Origin of the sequence: Pseudomonas sp. OA65 (genome assembly GCF_017498305.1) — a bacterium.
Lineage (GTDB): Bacteria > Pseudomonadota > Gammaproteobacteria > Pseudomonadales > Pseudomonadaceae > Aquipseudomonas > Aquipseudomonas zanjanensis.
Map to the genome: position 1 here is coordinate 1 of NZ_JAGDEZ010000068.1, position 18,933 is coordinate 18,933.

The 18,933-nt window shown below is 59.8% G+C and carries 16 protein-coding genes and 2 pseudogenes; 8 read left to right on the top strand and 10 right to left on the bottom strand.

Features of this window, described 5'->3' with window-relative positions:
- Positions 1–302: 302 nt before the first annotated feature.
- From J3361_RS28415 to J3361_RS29635, 4 genes are all read left to right on the top strand, one after another.
- Positions 303–575: a hypothetical protein gene (locus J3361_RS28415; RefSeq protein ID WP_053182600.1), complete on the top strand. Its 273-nt coding sequence runs from the start codon at positions 303–305 to the stop codon at positions 573–575.
- A 190-nt stretch (positions 576–765) separates the two neighbouring features.
- Positions 766–978, top strand: a complete 213-nt coding sequence (locus tag J3361_RS28420; protein ID WP_053182603.1) for a cold shock domain-containing protein — start codon at positions 766–768, stop codon at positions 976–978.
- A gap of 28 nt (positions 979–1,006) precedes the next feature.
- Positions 1,007–1,999: an RHS repeat-associated core domain-containing protein gene (locus J3361_RS29630; protein ID WP_243459061.1), complete on the top strand. Its 993-nt coding sequence runs from the start codon at positions 1,007–1,009 to the stop codon at positions 1,997–1,999.
- Positions 2,000–2,275: 276 nt separating this feature from the next.
- Positions 2,276–3,334: an RHS repeat-associated core domain-containing protein gene (locus J3361_RS29635; protein WP_243459062.1), complete on the top strand. Its 1,059-nt coding sequence runs from the start codon at positions 2,276–2,278 to the stop codon at positions 3,332–3,334.
- An 81-nt stretch (positions 3,335–3,415) separates the two neighbouring features.
- Here J3361_RS29635 and J3361_RS28435 read toward each other — a convergent pair whose 3' ends face one another.
- Positions 3,416–3,571, bottom strand: coding sequence for a hypothetical protein (locus tag J3361_RS28435; RefSeq protein WP_207967329.1), 156 nt, complete (start codon positions 3,569–3,571; stop codon positions 3,416–3,418).
- An 80-nt stretch (positions 3,572–3,651) separates the two neighbouring features.
- Here J3361_RS28435 and J3361_RS28440 point away from each other — a divergent pair.
- Both J3361_RS28440 and J3361_RS29640 read left to right on the top strand, forming a co-directional pair.
- Positions 3,652–4,186, top strand: a pseudogene (locus J3361_RS28440) (RHS repeat-associated core domain-containing protein); the annotation flags it as partial.
- A 636-nt stretch (positions 4,187–4,822) separates the two neighbouring features.
- Positions 4,823–5,851 carry an RHS repeat-associated core domain-containing protein gene (locus tag J3361_RS29640; protein ID WP_243459063.1) on the top strand — a complete coding sequence of 343 codons (1,029 nt, stop codon included), beginning with the start codon at positions 4,823–4,825 and terminating at the stop codon, positions 5,849–5,851.
- Between the two features lie 73 nt (positions 5,852–5,924).
- On the opposite strand, the pseudogene J3361_RS28450 reads toward J3361_RS29640, so the two are convergent.
- A pseudogene (locus tag J3361_RS28450) lies at positions 5,925–6,107 on the bottom strand (formaldehyde dehydrogenase, glutathione-independent); the annotation flags it as partial.
- Positions 6,108–6,213: 106 nt separating this feature from the next.
- Here J3361_RS28450 and J3361_RS29645 point away from each other — a divergent pair.
- On the top strand, positions 6,214–7,209 hold the full coding sequence (locus J3361_RS29645) for an RHS repeat-associated core domain-containing protein (RefSeq protein ID WP_243459064.1): 996 nt from the start codon (positions 6,214–6,216) through the stop codon (positions 7,207–7,209).
- Positions 7,210–7,323: 114 nt separating this feature from the next.
- Here the strand turns inward: J3361_RS29645 and fdhA are convergent, their stop codons facing one another.
- The 8 genes from fdhA to J3361_RS28495 form a co-directional block, all read right to left on the bottom strand.
- Positions 7,324–8,523 (bottom strand): formaldehyde dehydrogenase, glutathione-independent, encoded by a 1,200-nt coding sequence (fdhA, locus tag J3361_RS28460; protein ID WP_122566627.1) that lies wholly within the window; start codon positions 8,521–8,523, stop codon positions 7,324–7,326.
- A gap of 155 nt (positions 8,524–8,678) precedes the next feature.
- On the bottom strand, positions 8,679–9,536 hold the full coding sequence (gene purU, locus J3361_RS28465) for a formyltetrahydrofolate deformylase (RefSeq protein WP_039590651.1): 858 nt from the start codon (positions 9,534–9,536) through the stop codon (positions 8,679–8,681).
- A 206-nt stretch (positions 9,537–9,742) separates the two neighbouring features.
- Complete coding sequence (gene soxG, locus J3361_RS28470; protein ID WP_207967330.1) at positions 9,743–10,375, bottom strand: sarcosine oxidase subunit gamma family protein; 633 nt, start codon at positions 10,373–10,375, stop codon at positions 9,743–9,745.
- Positions 10,376–10,532: 157 nt separating this feature from the next.
- Positions 10,533–13,550 carry a sarcosine oxidase subunit alpha gene (locus J3361_RS28475; RefSeq protein ID WP_207967331.1) on the bottom strand — a complete coding sequence of 1,006 codons (3,018 nt, stop codon included), beginning with the start codon at positions 13,548–13,550 and terminating at the stop codon, positions 10,533–10,535.
- The gene (locus tag J3361_RS28480; protein ID WP_122566624.1) at positions 13,547–13,876 is read right to left on the bottom strand and encodes a sarcosine oxidase subunit delta; all 330 of its coding nucleotides are present in this window, start codon (positions 13,874–13,876) and stop codon (positions 13,547–13,549) included. Before J3361_RS28480 ends, J3361_RS28475 begins: the two co-directional genes overlap by 4 nt.
- A 14-nt stretch (positions 13,877–13,890) precedes the next feature.
- Positions 13,891–15,141, bottom strand: a complete 1,251-nt coding sequence (locus tag J3361_RS28485) for a sarcosine oxidase subunit beta (protein WP_003177603.1) — start codon at positions 15,139–15,141, stop codon at positions 13,891–13,893.
- Between the two features lie 22 nt (positions 15,142–15,163).
- Entirely contained in the window at positions 15,164–16,417 is a 1,254-nt protein-coding gene (glyA, locus tag J3361_RS28490; protein ID WP_207967332.1) for a serine hydroxymethyltransferase, read from the bottom strand.
- A gap of 310 nt (positions 16,418–16,727) precedes the next feature.
- Positions 16,728–17,432: a TraX family protein gene (locus J3361_RS28495; protein ID WP_207967333.1), complete on the bottom strand. Its 705-nt coding sequence runs from the start codon at positions 17,430–17,432 to the stop codon at positions 16,728–16,730.
- Between the two features lie 194 nt (positions 17,433–17,626).
- On the opposite strand from J3361_RS28495, the gene J3361_RS28500 reads away from it, so the two are divergent.
- Positions 17,627–18,667 (top strand): low specificity L-threonine aldolase, encoded by a 1,041-nt coding sequence (locus tag J3361_RS28500; protein ID WP_207967334.1) that lies wholly within the window; start codon positions 17,627–17,629, stop codon positions 18,665–18,667.
- Positions 18,668–18,933 lie beyond the last annotated feature (266 nt).

Below are 18,933 nucleotides of genomic sequence, written 5' to 3' on the forward strand. Positions count from 1 at the left end.
CCGCTGGGGTGCGCAGCGCCCCCAATGAAGCGGATGGCATTCTTTCTGATACACCCCGGTGACTGGCTTTGGGGCCGCTTCGCAGCCCAGCGGGAGCAAGCTCCCTCGCCACAACAGCGCTCGATCACCGTCGACTAAAAATCTTACAACTACTTGGGAAATCACCCGCAACAGCGAGCCTTGCCCAAGCCAATCCGCAATGCCTATAGTTTGTCCCGTCGTCCACATGGCGACTCGGGTTTGGCGACTCGATACACCACGGCCTGAAGTCCTAATTTTATTAATCAATAAAGGCTCTAGCCATGAACCGATACATGCCCCTCACCGGCGTCGACTGCTCCCCCGCCGCCTTGCTCATCGACACCCAAGCCCCCCTCGACGTCCTCCACGAAACCGCCGCCTACCGCATCCGCGCCGTCACCCAATTGTTGGAAAACATCGCCTTTCGCGAAGAACTCAGCTCCGACGCCGTCGTCCTCCACGACTTCGCCCTGCTCCTGGCGATTCCGTTGCGCGATGGCTGCGACGTGCTGGACGTGATCGGCCGCCGCTTGCAGGCACACGCCATGGCCTGACCGCTGCGGCAGTCATTCGACTATCAAGGCGCAAGCCGTTATTTCCTCTCGGTATTGCCTACTGTCAACCTTGACAGTAGGCAGCCCACTTATACGGGCTCTAAGCTCAGCCGTGACAACGACAAACAAGGCTCTGGGCAACCCACAGTCCCTGTGCCTTTCTTCATTCGGGCAAGCAGGAAGAATAAAAATGAGCGACCGAATCAAAGGAACCGTGAAGTGGTTTAACGATGCAAAGGGCTATGGCTTCATCACGTGCGGCAAAGGAGGCGAGGAATTGTTCGTTCATTACTCGGCCATCGCCGGCGAGGGTTATAAAACATTAAAGCAGAAGCAAACGGTCTTCTTTGAAATCGAAAAGGGCGACAAAGGCATGCAGGCCACGAGAGTGACGCCGGAATAAAGACCCTTCCATTCAGGAAACGACCCCCATGTCGGCGAACCGCAAAACGCTGCTCTGCCGTTACCACTACGACCCACTGGATCGCCTTGCCGACTGCACACCCTCGGCCCAGGCGCGCACCCAGCGCTTCTACCTGAAAGAACGCCTGACCAGCGAGATCCAAGGCTCGGTACAGCGCTCGATTTTCCAGCAGGCCGACCAACTCCTGGCGCAACAACAGCGCCAGGATGGCGCCGTCGAAACCACCTTGCTCGCCACCGACCTGCAACGCTCGGTATTGCATGCGCTCGATGCCACCCGGCCTCATCCCCTCGCCTACACACCCTATGGCCATCGCGCCCCGGAAAACGGCTTACTCAGCCTGCTCGGCTTCAACGGTGAACGGCCGGACCCGGTGACGGGGCATTATTTGTTGGGTAATGGCTATCGGGCGTTCAATCCGGTGTTGATGCGGTTTAACAGCCCGGACAGTTTGAGTCCGTTTGGGAAGGGGGGAGTGAATAGTTACGCCTATTGCCTGGGAGACCCAATTAACCTCACGGATTCAACCGGGCAATTTGGCGCACTTATTCGTTTGGCCGGCCTCTTTGAAACGATAGCGACACATTCGGAAAATATCGTCCGGTCAGTTGTTCGAGCAAGGCCAGCGGGCTTTCTGGGGTATGCAGAGCTGCTCACCAGAGCAGGATATGTCGGCGTGACGACAGGTACCGCGCTGAATGCAGTAGGCTATTCGGCCGGAATCGCTTTACAAAATACCGGGGGCGCGCTGCTAAGTGCCGGATCTGCAATGAAAGCGGCGCATGGAACATTCAGAACATTACGCCGTCCTCTACAAGCTTGGGCACGCAGAGTGTTTGGAAACGAACCAACCAGCGTCTCACTTCAGGGCGTCGCAGTAGAATCAGGAAGGGGTGCCCCTCCGCCCACCGCACAACAAATAAAGACACCTGCCCCACAACACCAGTCATCTGCCAACCAAATAGAAAACAGCGCCCAAAAAATACGGAAATCGTACTAATTTCTGGTGCGTGAACAACTGGTCCAAATCACAAAATTTCCTCAGCACTTCGAACTAGCCATACCCTTCGGCGCGTCATCCAGGCTGAATCACCTGTATACGATTTCAGCAATGTTGATACGATCCCATATGATCGTCTACGCCAGTTGGCGGTTTCATTTCATGAGTGAGGGCTGGCTGCTGTGGGCAGCCAAACCTAACACTTCTGCTAGCTAGACAACCGCCCCTCTCCCTGAACATGATATTGCTATCTGTATTTCCCACAGAGCAAAACCCATGTCCTTCACAGATAAAACCTTGCTCTGCCGCTATCAATACGACCCACTGGATCGCCTGACCGACTGCACACCCTCGGCCCAGGCCCACACCCAGCGGTTCTACCTGAAGGAGCGCCTGACCAGCGAAATCCAAGGCTCGATACGGCGCTCGATCTTCCAACAGGACGACCAACTCCTGGCGCAACAACAGCGCCAGGGCGACGCCGTCGAAACCACCTTGCTCGCCACCGATCAGCAACGCTCGGTATTGCATGCACTCGATGCCACGCAGCCTCACCCCCTCGCCTACACACCCTACGGCCATCGTCCTGCGGAAAACGGCTTGCTCACCCTGCTCGGCTTCAACGGCGAACGGCCGGACCCGGTGACCGGGCATTATTTGTTGGGCAATGGGTATCGGGCGTTCAATCCGGTGTTGATGCGGTTCAACAGCCCGGACAGTTTGAGTCCATTTGGGGAAGGTGGGTTGAATGCTTATGTGTATTGTGTTGGAGATCCGGTTAATCGGAATGATCCAACAGGGCACACTCCGTACTGGATAAAGTCCCTACTGAGAGGCTTTGGGCTCATGAGGAAATCCACTCCTCAAACTCCTCCAACTAGGTTTCAAAATCCATCGACAACAATCTCGCCGCTTACGCCTACGGCAGCCCTTGAAGCTGCGGTCAATAGTTCCGGCAGGTCGACAACTAGGGGAACGATAGGGGTACCTAACTCGCCCCCTACCTCCCGTCGCGCCTCGCAAACATCCGACTTTGAGAGGAGCGAAGCATCGAACAATTCGTTTGCTTCACGCCATTCATCACCGGCACGCTCTTACTCGCGCTCCTCTTCACGGTCTTCACAGTCTTCACAGTCTTCACAGACTTCACAGTCTTCACAGTCTTCACAGTCTTCACAGTCTTTCTGGATACAGATTTTCGCAGAAGGCTACGCAGTAAGAGCAGCTCATAGAGCGGCTGTTCGGGTGCCTAATGATTCATGGCTACTTGATTTTAGACGTATACTTCGCGGTGAAGATCCACCGTCTTCCCGCATCAGATTTCAAAAGGGTTAATTCATACATCATTTTTTTGCGCTGAGCAGAACAAAAAGGGCGACATCACTGTCGCCCTCTCCCCGTCTTCCCCTTTACCGCTTACGCCGCACTCAACAACTTATGCGGATCAATCACAAACTTCTTCGGCACACCCGCATCGAACTCGCCATACCCCTTCGGCGCATCATCCAGGCTGATCACCTGCATCAATTGTCGGTGATTTCTTCGCCGGGTCTGGCCGACAGGGGCAGCCAAACCTAACACTTCTGCTAGCTAGACAATCGCCCTTCTGCCTGAACATGATATGGCTATCAGTATTTCCACAGAGCAAACCCATGTCCTCCACAGATAAAACCTTGCTCTGCCGTTACCATTACGACCCACTGGACCGCTTGGTCAACTGCACACCCTCGACCCAGGCCCACACCCAGCGCTTCTACCTGAAGGAGCGCCTGAGCAGCGAGATCCAAGGCTCGGTACAGCGCTCGATATTCCAACAGGACGACCAACTCCTGGCGCAACAACAGCGCCAGGATGGCGCCGTCGAAACCACCTTGCTCGCCACCGATCAGCAACGCTCGGTGCTGCACGCGCTTGATGCCACACGGCTTAATCCCCTCACCTACACGCCCTACGGCCACCGAGCCCCGGAAAACGGCTTGCTCAGCCTGCTCGGCTTCAACGGCGAACGACCGGACCCGGTGACGGGGCATTATTTGTTGGGTAATGGGTATCGGGCATTCAATCCGGTGTTGATGCGGTTCAATAGCCCGGACGGTTTGAGTCCGTTTGGGGAGGGGGGGGGTGAATGCTTATGCGTATTGTGTTGGAGATCCGGTGAATAGAACTGATCAATCGGGACATATTCCATTGCCCAACTGGCTTACGAAATTATTCTCCAGCCGATTTAAATCAGGCGCTCTCACTGCAAAAGGCAAGACAAGTCACGACGAAGTTCTTCTAGGCTACCACGGCAGCTCAAGGCCAAAAGACATAAAAAAAACTGGTTTTTTTAAAGCGCGCGAACTTTATGTCACCTCAAGCTTTGAGAACGCCAAGAAATACACAGGCAAACGCGGCACCGTATTTGCCGTTTACATAGACAAATCAAAGCTAGACATAATGTCTGCCAGATTCGCTCCAAACACCAACGGTTCATCTCATGTTAGCCAGATGCCGATCAATATTCCTGAAAACAACCTAGTAAAGGCAATCCCCACCTCTATCGATCGCGGCGAGGTTGACTTGCATGAGATATTTGATTCCTTTGGGCTTTCCGCTGAGGAGCATCACCAAAACATACTCAAACAATTACATGCCCGGCTAGCAACTAAAAACAACTCATCAGCCAAAAAAAATGGACAAATCAGAGGCGCCCGATAAGCTAATTGCACTTATTCGTGACGGTAATTGGGAGCCAAGCACAAAACCTAACACTTGTTAGCTAGATAACCGCCCTTCTGCCTGAACACGATAGTGCTATCTGTATTTCCACAGAGCAAACCCATGTCCTCCACAGATAAAACCTTGCTCTGCCGTTACCATTACGACCCACTGGACTGCTTGGTCAACTGCACACCCTCGGCCCAGGCCCGCACCCAGCGCTTCTACCTGAAAGAACGCCTGAGCAGCGAGATCCAAGGCTCGGTACAGCGCTCAATCTTCCAACAGGAGGACCAACTCCTGGCGCAACAACAGCGCCAGGACGATGCCGTCGAAACCACCTTGCTCGCCACCGATCTGCAACGCTCGGTATTGCATGCGCTCGATGCCACGCAGCCTCACCCCCTCGCCTACACACCCTACGGCCATCGCCCTGCGGAAAACGGCTTGCTCAGCCTACTCGGCTTCAACGGCGAACGGCCGGATCCGGTGACGGGGCATTATTTGTTGGGTAATGGGTATCGAGCGTTCAATCCGGTGTTGATGCGGTTTAACAGCCCGGACAGTTTGAGTCCGTTTGGGGAGGGTGGGTTGAATGCCTATGTTTATTGCGTCGGGGACCCGGTGAATCGGGAGGATTCAACCGGACATATAGGCAATCCGATCAAAGGGCTCTTGAACATATTCGGACGCACACCTCGCAGAGTCAGAGCAGAGCGTGCGTTTGCCACTGCGCAACGGGAGGTTTCCGAATTGGCTCGCCAAGCCACGCAGTCCCCCCCTTACCCAACTGTTAACCCTTATCCCAGCAGCAGGCAGCCACCAGGCTATACCCAAAGCCCTCCACAACAGGAATTGGCCCCCGCTTACACCCGGGACGTCAACCCAGCCCCGTTAGGAGGTGGCGCTAGCAGCACTTCTGATTTGCTTCCCGCATCGCCCGCACCGCCACCCCCGCCCTATGTTCGCGATGCCGCGAAAACCAGACAAAACATTGATTTCAAGATCGAAAAACGACGCGCACGTCGCGACCGGATCAAGGAAGCCTTAAATCGATCACCGAACAAAAATATACCTATCCAAATACAAAAGGAACTAGTCTATATAAATGCCGACATCAGGCGACTCAAGCAGAGAAGGTTAGAATTCTAATCATGACCAACAAGGGGCGTCTGATAAAAAAGGACGACATCACTGTCGCCCTTTTCCCGTCTAGCTTCCAACCTTACGCCGCACTAAACAACTTATGCGGATCAATCACAAACTTCTTCGGCACGCCCGCATCGAACTCGCCATAACCCTTCGGCCCGTCATCCAGGCTGATCACCTGCACACCGGCGATTTCAGCAATGTTGATCCTGTCCCACATGATCGCCTGCATCAGCTGCCGGTTGTACTTCATCACCGGGGCGTGGCCGACTTAGACAGCCAAACCTAACACTTCTGCTAGCTAGACAACCGCCATTCTCCCTGAACATGCTAGTGCTATCTGTATTTCCCACAGAGCAAAGCCCATGCCCTCCCTTGATAAAACCTTGCTCTGCCGTTACCACTATGACCCACTGGATCGCCTGGCCGCATGCACGCCATCGACCCAGGCCCGCACCCAGCGCTTCTACCAGAAGGAGCGCCTGACTAGCGAAATCCAAGGCTCGGTACAACGCTCGATTTTCCAGCAGGGGGACCAACTCCTGGCGCAACAACAGCGCCAGGACGACGCCGTCGAAACCACCTTGCTCGCCACCGATCAGCAACGCTCGGCGCTGCACGCGCTCGATGTCACGCAGCCTCATCCCCTCGCCTATACGCCCTACGGCCATCGCCCTGCGGAAAACGGTTTACTCAGCCTGCTCGGCTTCAACGGCGAACGGCCGGACCCGGTGACGGGGCATTATTTATTGGGCAATGGGTATCGAGCGTTCAATCCGGTGTTGATGCGGTTTAACAGCCCGGACAGTTTGAGTCCGTTTGGAGGGGGTGGGTTGAATGCGTATGCGTATTGCGCTGGAGATCCGGTGAATCAGCAGGACCCGACAGGGCATTTCAGGCTCCCTGGCCTGATGCCCGTATCGATACCCAACTTAACACCTAAAATTTTAAATATAGGATCATTTAACAGTTTCCTAGGCACACCTCATATCATCGACAAAATCATAAGAGAGCTACCTGGCGACAGTTTGGTGGCCTTATCGCTCACATCTAAAGATATGAGTCGCGTGGTTAAATCCAACATACTTCCCCTGACCGTCAAAGCCCCGGCAGAAGAACTCTCACCATTCGAAATTTATAAACTTCGCTCCGTAGCCTTAGGCGAATCGAAGCGTCACTTGCCGGCACAGGTCTTGGAATATGAGAATTTGAAAGATATTGCGAAGTCCGTCCCCTCCAGCGATATCCCTATGGAAGAAATGTCCAGGACGATGACCTTTCAGGCGCGCCTTAAGGCAAGGTTATTACCTTCGAAGCACGCTAGTCACTTACCCTCAAACACCATTCGTCAACAAACCTAAAACAAGAACTACACCAGGCGACAATTGATCAGAACTCACAACGCTGGAAATTTTCTACTGAAATAAAGAAGGGCGACATCACTGTCGCCCTTTCCCCGTCTTGCCCGTTACCGCTTACGCCGCACTAAACAACTTATGCGGATCAATCACAAACTTCTTCGGCACACCCGCATCAAACTCGCCATACCCCTTCGGCGCGTCATCCAGGCTGATCACCTGCACACCGACGATTTCAGCAATGTTGATCCTGTCCCACATGATCGCCTGCATCAGTTGGCGGTTGTACTTCATCACCGGGGTTTGGCCGGTGTGGAAGCTGTGGGATTTAGCCCAGCCCAGGCCGAAGCGAATGCTCAGGCTGCCCATTTTCGCAGCTGCATCGACGGCGCCCGGGTCTTCGGTGACGTAGAGGCCGGGAATGCCGATTTTGCCGGCCACGCGGACTACACCCATCAAGGAGTTGAGCACGGTGGCCGGGGCTTCGTGCTTGACGCCGTCATGGCCGTGGCCGCGGGCTTCGAAGCCTACCGCATCGACGGCGCAGTCGACTTCGGGCTCGCCCAGCAGTGCGGCGATCTGTTCGTGCAGCGGCGTGTCGGTGGACAGGTCGGCAATTTCGAAACCCTGGGCCTTGGCGTGGGCCAGGCGAACCGGGTTGACGTCGCCGATGATGACCACGGCCGCGCCCAGCAGGCGAGCGGAAGCGGCGGCCGCCAGGCCAACCGGGCCGGCACCGGCGATGTAGACGGTGCTGCCAGGACCAACGCCGGCGGTGACGGCGCCGTGGTAGCCAGTCGGCAGGATGTCGGACAGGCAGGTCAGGTCACGGATTTTCTCCATGGCCTTGTCGCGGTCCGGCAGTTTCAGCAGGTTGAAGTCAGCGTACGGCACCAGCACGTATTCGGCCTGGCCGCCGGTCCAGTCGCCCATGTCCACGTAACCGTAGGCACCACCGGCACGGGCCGGGTTGACGGTCAGGCACACACCGGTGTGTTGCTCCTTGCAGGAACGGCAGCGCCCGCAAGCCACGTTGAACGGCACCGACACCAGGTCACCGATTTTCAGGTTCTCGACGTCGCTGCCTTTTTCGATCACTTCACCGGTGATCTCGTGCCCCAGGACCAGGCCAGTCTGGGCAGTGGTACGGCCGCGGACCATATGCTGGTCGGAGCCGCAGATGTTGGTGGAGACCACGCGCAGGATGACACCGTGCTCAATCTTCCTGCCGCGCGGGTCCTGCATTTTTGGATAGTCGATTTTCTGTACTTCGACCTTGCCGTTGCCGAGATACACGACACCACGATTACCAGACATGCTTTCACCTCGCTGTTGTTTTTATGAAACTGCGTTGCCCAGGCAGGCAGCGCGTTGATTGCTCGGGTTGATGCCTGAGCTTCAAGCGGCAAGCTACAAGCCGCAAGAAGCACGCATACCGCCTTTTCTTGCGGCTTGAAGCTTGAAGCTTGTGGCTAAAGCACCACGGTACGATTGGCGTTCAGAAATACTCGCCGCTCAATGTGATACCCCACCGCCCGGGCCAAGGTGAGCCCTTCGATGTCCCGGCCCTTGGCGATCAGGTCTTCGGGATAGTGGCTGTGGTCCACCACTTCCACGCCCTGGGCGATGATCGGGCCTTCGTCCAGGTCGTTGTTGATGTAGTGCGCCGTGGCGCCCACCAGTTTCACGCCTTTGTTGTAGGCCTGGTGATACGGCTTGGCGCCCTTGAAACCCGGCAGCAACGAGTGATGGATATTGATCGCCTTGCCGTCGAGCTTGCGGCACAGTTCCGGCGACAGCACTTGCATGTAGCGGGCAAGGATCACCAGCTCCGCACCGGTGTCTTCGATCACCTGCCACACCTGTCGCTCCTGGGCCGGTTTGTCGTTCGGGTCCAGGGGGAAATGGTAGTAGGGAATCTGGTGCCAATCGGCCAGCGGCTTGAGGTCGGGGTGGTTGGAGACCACGGCCACCACGTCCATGGACAATTGGCCGATGCGCTGGCGGTAGAGCAAGTCGTTGAGGCAGTGATCGGCCTTGGAGACCATGATCACCACTTTGGGCCGGTAGTTGGGCGGCGTCAGTTCGAAGACCATGCCGAAGGCTTGCGCACGTTCGGCCAGGCCGGCGCGGAAGTTCTGTTCGTCAAAACCGTCGGGCTGGCGAAACTCCACGCGAATGAAGAAACGCGCCGAGAGCCGGTCGTCGAAGGAATGGTGCTCGGTGACATAGCAGCCCTGCTCGAACAGAAAGCGGGTCACCGCGTCCACCGTGCCGAGCACACTGGGGCAGTCGGCAGTCAAGATCCATGTGTCTGGGGCGCGGCTCATTGCGGTGACTCCTGTTCGTTATGGATGAATCCCCGCTAAACACAGAACCCTGTGGCGAGGGGATTTATCCCCGCTGGGCTGCGAAGCAGCCCCTAGACCTGCAACTTCAGAGTGTCAGGTTGATCACATCAAGCTTTTGGGGCTGCTGCGCAGCCCAGCGGGGATAAATCCCCTCGCCACAAAAAGGCCGTGGTCGGCTTTAGTCCTTATGCCTGCACGCTCAACCCATACTCCGCCGCGGCATCCTGCAACCACAGCCACCAGTAATCCGAGAAGCTGCGGCGGATCACCAGTTCCCAGGTGTCTTCGGCGGTGTGGCGGATCACCAGTTGCGACTTGGCGAACACCGTGCCCACGGCCTTGCCCACCGGGAAGTTGCTTGGGTGTACATCGTAGCTGGTGGATTTCATCAGCACGTCGCGCACGTTCGGGCCGGACAGTTCGAGGATCTGCTGGCCGCCACTGACGTTGACGATCTGGATGTGCAGCTCGCCCAGGGCTTCACGCAGTTTCTGCTCGGCGGCGAACTCTTCGCCGGTGGGCACCACCAGCAGCCATTCATCCGGGCCGAGCCATTGCAGGCTGGTTTCGCCCTTGATGACGACGGCCAGAGCGCCTGGCAATTCCAGGCCCAGGGCCTTGTGCACGCCGGCGGCGAACGCCGGGTCGTGGCCGTCGCCACGAATCGTCAGGTGGCCCAGGAGTTTCTTCTCGCGCACGGTCACGCCGGCGTTCTTGCGACCCTTGCCCACCAGGCTGGCGAGGTCGGCATGGTGCAGCGACGACTCGGCCTTGGCCCCGGTGGTTGGGCGTTGTTGGTACACGTTGACTGCGGTCATATGGAGCACCTGTCTGAATGCTTGCTCGACCTGCTGGTGCGTGGCGCTGTGGGAGCAAGGCTTGCCCGCGATGAACGATATCGGTCTGATGGCTACCGTGTCGCCTGCATCGCGAGCAAGCTTTGCTCCCACACGCCCCCACCACAGGGCTTGAATGTTAGATATTCTGCCGATCCCCCTTCGGATCGAAGAACACCGAAGAAACGATCTCTGCCTCGATCACGCTACCGTCGGCCAATGGCGCGAACACGCGCTCGCCCATCCGCTTCAAGCCGCCCTTGACCACGCCCATCGCAAACGAATAACCCAGGGAGTTATGCGCATAGCTGGAGGTGACATGGCCGACCATCGACATCGGAATCGCCTGCTTGGTGTTGAACACCAGTTGCGCGCCTTCCGGCAGCCAGACATTCGGATCGATCGGCTTGAGGCCCACCAGTTGCTTGCGGTCTTCACGCACGCAATCTTCGCGATTCATGCCGCGCCAGCCGATCCACGAGAACGGCTTGGTCCGGCCGACGCACCAGCCCATGTTCAGGTCGTCCGGGGTCATCGAGCTGTCCGTGTCCTGACCGACGATGATGAAGCCCTTCTCGGCCCGCAGTACGTGCATGGTCTCGGTGCCATACGGGGTCAGGTTGTACTGCTTCCCGGCCTCGACGATTTGTTCGAGCACGCCCATGGCGTAGTCGGCCTGCACGTTGATTTCGTACGACAGTTCACCGGTGAACGAGATCCGGAACACCCGGGCCGGCACGCCGCCCACCAGGCCTTCCTTCCAGGTCATGAACGGGAACGCGTCCTTGTCCAGGTCGATGTCGGTGACGTGGCTCAGCAGCTTGCGGCTGTTGGGACCGGACAGGGTCATGGTCGCCCAGTGGTCGGTGACCGAGGTGAAGTACACTTTCAGGTCCGGCCATTCGGTCTGGTGGTAGATTTCCAGCCATTGCAGCACGCGCGCGGCGCCGCCGGTGGTGGTGGTCATCAGGAAGTGGTTGTCCGCCAGACAGGCCGTTACGCCGTCGTCGAAGACCATACCGTCTTCCTTGCACATCAGGCCGTAGCGGGCCTTGCCCACGTCGAGCTTGGTCCAGGCGTTGGTGTAGACGCGGTTGAGGAACTCGCGGGCGTCCGGGCCCTGGATGTCGATCTTGCCCAGGGTCGAGGCGTCGAGCAGGCCGACGCTGTCACGCACGGCCTTGCATTCGCGCTTGACCGCTGCATGCATGTCTTCGCCGTTCTTCGGGAAGTACCAAGGGCGCTTCCACTGGCCGACGTCTTCGAACTCGGCACCGCTCTTCACATGCCAGGCATGCAGCGCGGTGAAACGCACCGGCTCGAAGATGTGCCCGCAGTGCCGGCCCGCCACCGCGCCGAAGGTCACCGGCGTGTAGTTCGGACGGAACATGGTGGTGCCCATCTGCGGGATGCTCACGTTCAGTGAACGGGCCGCGATGGCCAGGCCGTTGACGTTGCCCAGCTTGCCCTGGTCGGTACCGAAGCCCAGTGCGGTGTAGCGCTTGACGTGTTCCACCGACTCGAAGCCTTCGCGGGTGGCGAGTTCGATGGCGGCGGCCGTGACGTCGTTCTGCAGGTCGACGAATTGCTTCGGCGCCCGGGCAGTGGATTTTTCATGAGGCACCTGGAACAGCGCCAGGGTCGGCTCTTCGTGACGGCTCAGGGCTTTGGGCAACACGCCCTCCACCGCTTTGAAGCCGGCTTCGCTGGCCGCGCGCACGCCGCCTTCAAAACCGTCGGCCAGGCTATCGCCGAGGCTGTAGACGCCGTTCACACCGCCAACACAGACACGCTTTTGCGGTGCTTCGCCCGGTACGAAACCGAGGATGTCTTCGCGCCAGATCGGCTTGCCGCCCAGGTGCGACGCCAGGTGGACCACCGGGCTGTAGCCGCCGGAGCTGGCCACCAGGTCGCAGTCCAGCCATTCGCCAGGACTGGTGACTTTGTGGGCGCGAACGTCGATCGCGGCTACCCGTGCCCCGGTGACGCGCTTGCTGCCACGGGCTTCGATCACGGCGCTGCCGGTGAGAATGCGGATGCCCTTGGCGCGGGCCTCTTCCACCAGCGCGCCACGTGGGTTGCTGCGGGCATCGGCCACGGCCACCACTTGCAGACCGGCGTCGAACCAATCCAGGGCCACGCGATAGGCGTGGTCGTTGTTGGTGCTCAGCACCAGTTTCTTGCCCGGCGCCACGCCGTAGCGGCGGATGTAAGTAGAAACCGCGCCAGCCAGCATGTTGCCCGGTACGTCGTTGTTGCCGTAGACCAGCGGCCGCTCGCAGGCGCCGGTCGCCAACACCACGCGCTTGGCGCGGACGCGGTTGATGCGCTGGCGAACCTGGCCGATCGGTGCGCGGTCGCCGAGGTGGTCGGTGAGGCGCTCGTGGATGGTCAGGAAGTTATGGTCGTGGTAGCCGTTCACCGTGGCGCGAGGCAGCAACACCACTTCCGGCATCGAGCGCAGTTCAGCCACCGCCGCAGCGACCCATTCGGTCGCCGGCTTGCCGTCCAGGCTCTCGCGGGAGTCGAGCAGGCTGCCGCCGAACTCTTCCTGCTCATCGGCCAGGATCACGCGGGCACCGCTGCGGCCGGCAGCCAACGCGGCAGCCAGGCCGGACGGGCCAGCGCCAACGATCAGCACGTCGCAGTGACGGTTCATGTAGTCGTAGGTGTCCGGATCGTTCTCGGTCGGCGAGCGACCCAGGCCCGCGGCCTTGCGGATGTACTTCTCGTAGGTCATCCAGAACGATTGCGGGTACATGAAGGTTTTGTAATAGAAGCCCGGCGGCATCAGCTTGCCGCCGACCTTGCCGAGAATCCCCATCATGTCGTTGTTCACGTTCGGCCAGCCGTTGGTGCTGGTGGCGACCAGGCCCTGGTACAGCGCCTGTTGCGTGGCGCGCACGTTCGGGATTTGCGTGGCTTCGGTTGCACCGATCTGCAGCACCGCGTTTGGCTCTTCGGCACCGGCGGCGTAAATGCCGCGCGGCCGCGAATACTTGAAGCTACGGCCGATGATGTCGACCCCGTTGGCCAGCAGCGCGGCGGCCAGGGAGTCGCCCTCGAAGCCTTTGTAAGTCTGGCCGTTGAAGGTGAAGCTCAGCACTTTGTTGCGGTCGATCCGTCCGCCGTTGGACAGGCGATTGATCTGGCTCATACCTTCTCTCCCAGAGCCTGTGCAGCCGCTTTCGGACTGTCAGCCTTGTCGGTGAACTGCGGCTTTTGGCCGATCTTGTAGGTTTCGAGAATCTCGTAGGTCACGGTGTCACGGGTCACGTTGAAGTACTGGCGGCAACCGGCGACGTGGTCCCAGAGTTCATGGTGCAACCCGCGCGGGTTGTCACGGAAGAACATGTAGTCGCCCCACTCCGCGTCGGTGCAGGCGTTCGGATCCAGCGGGCGCGGGATGTGCGCCTGGCCGGATGCATGGAATTCCTCTTCGGAGCGCAGTTCGCCGCAGTGAGGACAGAAGATGTGCAACATAGGGATTTCTCCTGTTAGTGGGCGACGGCAGCAGCGCCGTGTTCGTCGATCAGTGCGCCGTTGTGGAAACGGTCGATGGAAAACGGCGCGGCCAGCGGATGCATTTCACCCTTGGCCAGGCTTGCAGCGAAGACGTTGCCCGAGCCCGGCGTGGCCTTGAAGCCGCCGGTGCCCCAACCGCAGTTGAAGAACATGTTCGGCACCGGGGTCTTGGAGATGATCGGGCAGGCGTCCGGCGTGGTGTCGACGATGCCGCCCCACTGGCGGTTCATGCGCACGCGGGACAACACCGGGAACATCTCGACGATGGCCTGGACCGTGTGTTCGATCACCGGGTACGAGCCACGCTGGCCGTAGCCGTTGTAGCCGTCGATACCGGCGCCGATCACCAGGTCGCCCTTGTCGGACTGGCTGATGTAGCCGTGCACGGCGTTGGACATGATCACGCTGTCGATGATGGGCTTGATCGGCTCCGACACCAGCGCTTGCAGCGGGTGGGATTCGATCGGCAGGCGGAAGCCGGCGAGCTTGGCCATGTGCCCGGAGTTACCGGCAGTGACCACGCCGACGCGCTTGGCACCGATGAAGCCCTTGTTGGTTTCGACGCCGATGCACACGCCGTTTTCCTTGCGGAACCCGATCACTTCGGTCTGCTGGATCAGGTCCACGCCCAACGCGTCCGCCGCCCGGGCAAAGCCCCAGGCCACGGCATCGTGACGGGCCACGCCGCCGCGACGCTGGACGGTGGCGCCCATCACCGGGTAGCGGGTGTTTTTCGAGCAATCCAGGTACGGGATCTCGTCGGCCACTTGCTTGGCGTTGAGCAGTTCGCCGTCCACACCGTTGAGGCGGTTGGCGCTGACACGGCGCTCGGAATCACGGATGTCCTGCAGGGTGTGGCACAGGTTGTAGACGCCACGCTGGGAGAACATCACGTTGTAGTTCAGGTCCTGGGACAGGCCTTCCCAGAGTTTCATCGCGTGTTCGTACAGGTGGGCCGATTCGTCCCACAGGTAGTTGGAGCGCACGATGGTGGTGTTGCGCGCGGTGTTACCGCCGCCCAACCAGCCCTTCTCGACCACGGCCACGTTGGTGATGCCGTGTTCCTTGGCCAGGTAGTAGGCGGTCGCCAGGCCATGCCCGCCGCCGCCGACGATGACCACGTCGTAGACCTTTTTCGGGGTCGGCGTGCGCCACATCCGCTGCCAGTTTTCATGATGGCTGAGTGAGTGTTTGAAGAGGCCGAAGCCCGAATAGCGTTGCATAGTCATTTACTCCAAAACCGACTCAGCGATAAACCGGGAAGTCCGCGCACAGGGCCGCCACTTGCTGCGCGACATTGGCCTCGACATCGGCATCGCCGAGGTTGTCGAGAATGTCGCAGATCCAGCCGGCCAGCGTGACGCATTGGGTCACCTTGAAGCCACGGGTGGTCACCGCCGGGGTGCCGATGCGCAGGCCCGAAGTCACGAACGGCGATTGCGGGTCGTTCGGCACGGCGTTCTTGTTGACGGTGATGTGGGCGCGGCCCAGTGCGGCATCGGCGTCCTTGCCGGTCAGGCCCTGACGGATCAGGCTGACCAGGAACAGATGGTTGTCGGTACCACCGGACACTACATCGTAGCCGCGCTTGATGAACACGCCAGCCATGGCCTGGGCGTTATCGATCACTTGCTGCTGGTAAGCCTTGAAGCCAGGCTCCGCCGCTTCCTTGAAGCACACCGCCTTGCCGGCGATCACGTGCATCAGCGGGCCGCCCTGGGCGCCGGGGAATACCGCGGCGTTGAGCTTTTTCTCGATTTCTTCGTTGGCCTTGGCCAGGATCAGGCCACCACGTGGACCGCGCAGGGTCTTGTGGGTGGTGGTGGTGACCACGTCGGCGTACGGCAGCGGGTTCGGGTACAGGCCGGCGGCAACCAGGCCAGCGACGTGGGCCATGTCGACAAACAACAGGGCACCGACCTTGTCGGCGATCTGGCGGAAACGTGGGAAATCCAGGGTCTTGGAGTAAGCGGAGAAACCGGCGACGATCATCTTCGGCTTGCACTCGACCGCCAGGCGCTCGACTTCGTCGTAGTCGATCAGGCCGGTGGTGGTGTCGATGCCGTATTGCACCGCGTTATAAAGCTTGCCCGAGGACGACACCTTGGCGCCGTGGGTCAAGTGACCGCCGTGGGCCAGGCTCATGCCCAGGATGGTGTCGCCGGCTTGCAGCAGGGCCAGGTACACGGCGCTGTTGGCCGACGAACCGGAGTGCGGCTGGACGTTGGCGTAATCGGCGCCGAACAACTGCTTCGCGCGCTCGATGGCCAGGGCTTCGACTTTGTCGACGTGTTCGCAACCACCGTAGTAGCGCTTGCCCGGATAGCCTTCGGCGTACTTGTTGGTCAGGCCGCTGCCCTGGGCCTCCATCACGCGCTTGCTGGTGTAGTTCTCTGACGCGATCAGCTCGATGTGATCTTCCTGGCGTTGCTCTTCGGCGTTCATCGCCGCCAGCAGTGCATCATCGTAGCCTTGGATTTGGTCTTGCTTGCTGAACATCGCGTCTCTCCCAGCGGCGGCGGTGCGCCTTTCGTCTCGGTGAGGCACGGACCGTTTCGGTCGTGCCCTTTGGATGCGATGGTATGGCTGGCGCAGGCATGTCAAATGCCTATGGACGCCACGCAAAGGTGCGTTTACGACATGGGATCAAATGGAATGGAACACTCCCCCCTGTGGCGAGAGAGCTTGCTCCCGCTGGAGGGCGAAGCCCTCCCAAAAAGGCCCACGCAGATCTGCCTGATAAACCCAGGTGTTTGGTCTTGGGGCTACTTCGTAGCCCAGCGGGAGCAAGCTCCCTCGCCACAATGGGTTATGCGACGATCTGGCGAACCGCGAGCAGAACCAAAAAATGTGCGGGGTACAGCGCATAAGCCCAGCGCCGCATCGGCAATGGATGAAAACGACCGGCCTGTCGCAAGAGCACCAGCCCCAGCCATGGCGCGATCAGGCAAGCCACCAGCCCCCACAACGCCACCCCATCCCCCAGCCACGCCGCGCCATACAACACCCTCCATTGGTTGGCCGCCACGCAGATCAATCCCGGCAGCCAGGCGATATACCAGGGCCGACGAAACACCAGCAACATCGCCAACGGCAGCAGCACACCAAAGAAACCGAACATCATCTGCGACGAAAACAGCGCCGCCAACAACAACGCCACCGCAGCCAGGCATCGGGCGTCCAGGGCGGGCGCCTGCCAACCGCGCGCCACAAGCAACCCGAGCACCAGCGTCGGCATGACGTTCAGCGTGGAAGGGTCGGGAATGAACAAACGATAGGGAATTTCGCTGACGGCGCTGAACAGCAACAGCCAGCCCAGGTAACGCCACGAAGCGGCGCCGGCCCAACTGCGCGCCAGATTGGCCGCCATCGCCAGGCAGAACCACGGGAACGCCAAGCGTCCCGGCACGTAGAGCCAATCGACGGAAAAACCGACATATCGCAGGTGATCAAGCACCATCGACAACAATGCCAGCCACTTGAGCAGGTCCAGGGCACCGTCGCGTTGGCTCATGTATAAAGCCGCGCGACGAGATTGATATTTTCTGACAGAAACATCCGGTGTGTTCCCCCGCTAATCTTGGGTAAAGTGCGCACCAACATTGACACGGCGCTGTGGACTCAAGCACGCCGAACCAGGGAACGCCCCACCCGGGCATTCCGCCAGGGATCTCTTTATCCAGGACTCTCTATTCAAGGAGCAAGGCCATGACCGACAAGAGTCAACAGTTTGCCAGCGACAACTATTCCGGCATTTGCCCCGAAGCCTGGGCGGCCATGGAAGAAGCCAACCAGGGCCACCAGCGCGCCTACGGCGACGATGAGTGGACCCACCGCGCGGCGGACGATTTCCGGGCCTTGTTCGAAACCGACTGCGAAGTGTTCTTCGCGTTCAACGGCACGGCGGCCAACTCCCTGGCGCTGTCTTCACTGTGCCAGAGTTACCACAGCGTGATCTGCTCGGAAACCGCCCACGTCGAAACCGACGAATGCGGCGCGCCGGAGTTCTTTTCCAACGGTTCCAAGTTGCTGGTGGCACGCACCGAGAACGGCAAGCTGACCCCCGAATCGATCCGCGAAATCGCCCTCAAGCGCCAGGATATCCACTACCCCAAGCCTCGGGTCGTGACCCTGACCCAGGCCACGGAAGTCGGCAGCGTCTACACCCCGGATGAAATCCGCGCCATCAGCGTCACCTGCAAGGAACTGGGGCTAAACCTGCACATGGACGGCGCGCGCTTTTCCAACGCCTGCGCCTTTCTCGGCTGCACCCCGGCGGACCTGACCTGGAAGGTCGGCGTGGACGTGTTGTGCTTCGGCGGCACGAAAAACGGCATGGCGGTGGGTGAGGCGATCCTGTTCTTCAACCATGCCTTGGCCGAAGACTTCGACTACCGCTGCAAACAGGCCGGGCAATTGGCGTCGAAAATGCGCTTTCTGTCTGCGCCCTGGGTCGGCCTGCTGCAAAACGACGCCTGGCTCAAGCACGCCCGCCACGCCAACCGCTGCGCGCAATTGCTGGCCGAGCTGGTCAGCGACATTCCCGGCGTGGAACTGATGTTCCCGGTCCAGGCCAACGGCGTGTTCCTGCAACTGTCGGAGCCGGCCATCGCCGCGCTGACCGCCAAGGGCTGGCGTTTCTACACCTTCATTGGCAAAGGCGGCGCACGGTTCATGTGCTCGTGGGATACCGAAGAAGCGCGGGTGCGGGAATTGGCGGCGGATATTCGGGAAGTGATGAGCGCCTGAAGCAACGACCGATATCTTCGGTTTTTTGGGCGCTGGAGGTTTTTAAGCTTTTGTGGCGAGGGAGCTTGCTCCCGCCGGGGGGCGCAGCCGCCCCCCCCCCGGGGGCCTCCACCCCCCCCCGCATCGCCGCAGCCCGGCGTGGCGCGCGGCGCGCCCCCGCCGCCGGCCCCGCCCCCCCCCCCCCCCCCCGGGGCGGGTGCCCCGCCCCTTTCACCCCCCGCACCTCCCCCCCCCCTCCCTCCCACCCGTCTAGCAAGTCGTCGGCC

What these genes read in the sequence shown, in the direction of transcription:
- J3361_RS28415 (WP_053182600.1), top strand. Translation starts at nt 303, where the DNA reads ATGAACCGATACATGCCCCTCACCGGCGTCGACTGCTCCCCCGCCGCC.
- J3361_RS28420 (WP_053182603.1), top strand. Translation starts at nt 766, where the DNA reads ATGAGCGACCGAATCAAAGGAACCGTGAAGTGGTTTAACGATGCAAAG.
- J3361_RS29630 (WP_243459061.1), top strand. Translation starts at nt 1,007, where the DNA reads ATGTCGGCGAACCGCAAAACGCTGCTCTGCCGTTACCACTACGACCCA.
- J3361_RS29635 (WP_243459062.1), top strand. Translation starts at nt 2,276, where the DNA reads ATGTCCTTCACAGATAAAACCTTGCTCTGCCGCTATCAATACGACCCA.
- J3361_RS29640 (WP_243459063.1), top strand. Translation starts at nt 4,823, where the DNA reads ATGTCCTCCACAGATAAAACCTTGCTCTGCCGTTACCATTACGACCCA.
- J3361_RS29645 (WP_243459064.1), top strand. Translation starts at nt 6,214, where the DNA reads ATGCCCTCCCTTGATAAAACCTTGCTCTGCCGTTACCACTATGACCCA.
- fdhA (WP_122566627.1), bottom strand. Translation starts at nt 8,523, where the DNA reads ATGTCTGGTAATCGTGGTGTCGTGTATCTCGGCAACGGCAAGGTCGAA.
- purU (WP_039590651.1), bottom strand. Translation starts at nt 9,536, where the DNA reads ATGAGCCGCGCCCCAGACACATGGATCTTGACTGCCGACTGCCCCAGT.
- soxG (WP_207967330.1), bottom strand. Translation starts at nt 10,375, where the DNA reads ATGACCGCAGTCAACGTGTACCAACAACGCCCAACCACCGGGGCCAAG.
- J3361_RS28475 (WP_207967331.1), bottom strand. Translation starts at nt 13,550, where the DNA reads ATGAGCCAGATCAATCGCCTGTCCAACGGCGGACGGATCGACCGCAAC.
- J3361_RS28480 (WP_122566624.1), bottom strand. Translation starts at nt 13,876, where the DNA reads ATGTTGCACATCTTCTGTCCTCACTGCGGCGAACTGCGCTCCGAAGAG.
- J3361_RS28485 (WP_003177603.1), bottom strand. Translation starts at nt 15,141, where the DNA reads ATGCAACGCTATTCGGGCTTCGGCCTCTTCAAACACTCACTCAGCCAT.
- glyA (WP_207967332.1), bottom strand. Translation starts at nt 16,417, where the DNA reads ATGTTCAGCAAGCAAGACCAAATCCAAGGCTACGATGATGCACTGCTG.
- J3361_RS28495 (WP_207967333.1), bottom strand. Translation starts at nt 17,432, where the DNA reads ATGAGCCAACGCGACGGTGCCCTGGACCTGCTCAAGTGGCTGGCATTG.
- J3361_RS28500 (WP_207967334.1), top strand. Translation starts at nt 17,627, where the DNA reads ATGACCGACAAGAGTCAACAGTTTGCCAGCGACAACTATTCCGGCATT.